Origin of the sequence: Micromonospora sp. ATA51, assembly GCF_016802855.1 — a bacterium.
Taxonomy (GTDB): Bacteria; Actinomycetota; Actinomycetes; order Mycobacteriales; family Micromonosporaceae; genus Micromonospora; species Micromonospora sicca.
The window spans coordinates 1-2,482 of record NZ_JAEVHJ010000552.1 but is presented as its reverse complement, the minus strand read 5'-3'; the positions used below and the strand labels follow the sequence as shown (position 1 = coordinate 2,482).

Annotated in this window: 2 protein-coding genes and 1 pseudogene; 2 read left to right on the top strand and 1 reads right to left on the bottom strand. The window is 74.7% G+C overall.

Annotated features, from left to right (window positions below):
• A pseudogene (locus tag JNW87_RS37555) lies at window positions 1–954 on the bottom strand (phosphatase PAP2 family protein); the annotation flags it as partial.
• A gap of 194 nt (window positions 955–1,148) precedes the next feature.
• On the opposite strand from JNW87_RS37555, the gene JNW87_RS37550 reads away from it, so the two are divergent.
• Both JNW87_RS37550 and JNW87_RS37545 read left to right on the top strand, forming a co-directional pair.
• Complete coding sequence (locus tag JNW87_RS37550) at window positions 1,149–1,553, top strand: thioesterase family protein (RefSeq protein WP_109800188.1); 405 nt, start codon at window positions 1,149–1,151, stop codon at window positions 1,551–1,553.
• Window positions 1,550–2,380: an MBL fold metallo-hydrolase gene (locus JNW87_RS37545; protein WP_109800189.1), complete on the top strand. Its 831-nt coding sequence runs from the start codon at window positions 1,550–1,552 to the stop codon at window positions 2,378–2,380. The genes JNW87_RS37550 and JNW87_RS37545 overlap by 4 nt, the downstream gene beginning before the upstream one ends.
• Window positions 2,381–2,482 lie beyond the last annotated feature (102 nt).

Here is a 2,482-nt window from a genome sequence, read left to right as displayed (position 1 = left end):
CCGCGCGCGCCGGGCCGCCCACCACGCGTTCGGCCAGGCCGACGACGAGGAAGGTGATCCCGACGTACGCCCACGCCGACCAGCACGTCCGATCATGTAGTGCTCGCCGCTGTAGACCAGGGTGAACGTCATCGCCAGCGGGTACGCCAGCAGCAGCGGCCACCAGCGCCGCCGGGTGGCGCCCAGGAAGAACAGCACCACGAAGAGGGCGAACGCGGTGTGCAGGGAGGGCATCGCGGCCACCGGGTTGGCGGCGATCTGGCCGGCGTTGAGCAGATTGCCCGCGCCGTGCATGCCGAACGCCTTCCAGCCCCGGGTGGAGATCCGGGCCACCTCGGTGAGCAGGCCGTTCTGCGCGGCCCACCAGGGCGGCGCGGCCGGGTAGAGGAAGTAGGTGACCAGCCCGGCGGCGCAGAGGAAGCCCCAGCGCCGCATGTACGCGGCCCAGCGCCCGCGGTCCCGCAGCCAGAGCACCGCGGCGGCGGCCAGGGTCATCACGAAGTGGGAGAAGTAGACCCAGCTCGCCAGCACGTCCCACCAGTGCACGTCCGGCCGGTAGAGGTGCTGCTGCAACCAGACGGTGGGCACCTCACCGCCGGTGGCCCAGCCGAACAGGAAGCGGTCGGCGACGATCAGCTCCATGGCGTGCGGCGTCGCGCCGTTGTCAGCGAACCCGCGGGAGAGGTTGTACCCGGCGAGCAGCAGCACCACCGGAATCCAGTCCCGGGCGAACCGGAGGTGGCTGCGCCACGGCCGGGAGGAGTTCCAGGCGATGGTGGCCGCCCAGATCCAGACGAAGGCGTACGCCGGGTCGGTCGGCAGGCCGATGGCGAACCAGCCGGCCAGGAACGCCACCGCCCAGATCGCCATGGCTACGGCACGGCGCCGCCCGCCGTCGGGCGACGCGGCCGGGCCGGTCCGGGCGGGGGGCTGGGGATCTGTCACGACGGCCATCGCGGTCAAGGTTAACGGCGGGCGACGCAGCCACCGACGCCGACCACCGCCCGCCGCGCGGGACGGCCGCCGACCGGCCCGATCGCCGCGTGTGCGGGACCCCACGGGACCGACCCCGTCGACGGGGCGTGTCGGGACCCACCGGTTGCCGCCCGGCGTCGCCCCGGCGGCGGGCGAACACCTACGCTGAGACCATGCACGCGCCGCCCGAGCCCTCCTTCACGCCGGGCCTGACCGCCCGGGTCGAGCTGACCGTCACCGACGCCGACACCGCGCAGGCGGTGGGCTCCGGGGACGTGCCGGTGCTCAGCACCCCCCGGGTGCTGGCCCTGGCCGAGGCGGCGACCGTCGCCGCGACCGCCACCCGGATGCCGGCCGGGCAGACCACCGTCGGGCTGCGGGTCGAGCTGGACCACCGGGCCCCCACGCCGGTAGGCCGGACGGTGGTCGCGCAGGCCCGCCTCACCTCGGTCGACGGTCGGCGGCTGCTGTTCGAGGTGACCGTCGCCGACGGCGGGGAGACCGTCGCCGAGGGACGGGTCGAGCGGGTGCTGGTCGACCGGCAACGCTTCGTCGAGCGCGCCTCGCGGGCGTCATGACCGGCCGCTTCGTCGAGGTCGCCGACCGCGTCCACGTGCTGCGGGAGCCGCTGCTCCAGGTGAACGTGACGCTGGTGGTGGGCGACGGCGCGGCGCTGCTGGTGGACACCCTCTCCACGGCGGTCCAGGCGCGCGACCTGGCCGCCGCGGCCCGGGCGGTCACCCCGCACCCGTGGATCGTGGTCAACACCCACCACCACTTCGACCACTGCTTCGGCAACGCCACCCTGGCCGCCGACCCGCCCCGCCCGGTGTACGCGCACGCGCTGGCCGCCGTGGCGCTGCGCGAGCGCCCCGACGAGCTGCGCCGGGCCGCGTACGAGGAGATCCGGGAGGAGCGGCCGGAGCTCGCCGCCGAGCTGGCCGACACGGAGTTGCTGGCCCCGACGCACACCGTGCACACCGAGACGGTGCTGGACGTCGGCGGCCGGCGCGTGGTGCTGCGCCACCCGGGGCACGGGCACACCGACGCCGACCTGGTGGTGCACGTGCCCGACGCGGACGTGCTGGTCGCCGGTGACCTGGTCGAGCAGGGCGGGCCGCCGGCCTTCGAGGAGTCGTACCCGCTGCAGTGGCCGGACGCCGTCGCCGACCTGCTCCGGCTCACCACCCCCGCGACGGTGGTGGTGCCCGGGCACGGCGACCCGGTCGACGTCGAGTTCGTCCGCGCCCAGCACGCCCAACTCGTCCGGCAGGCCTGGCTGATCCGCGCCGGTCACACCGGCAACGCCCCGCCCGAGCGGGTGGCCGCCGATTCCCCCTTCGGCGCCCGCCCCGGCCTCATCGCCGCCCACCGCGGCTACGCCGAACTGAACGGCACCGCCTAACCCACCGTTACCTTTCAGTGAGCAAACGTGACTCATGATTGGCAGTCGTCCGTTGCCGGGCGACGTTGACCGGATGAACCGGTCTAGACGCTTCACGGCCCG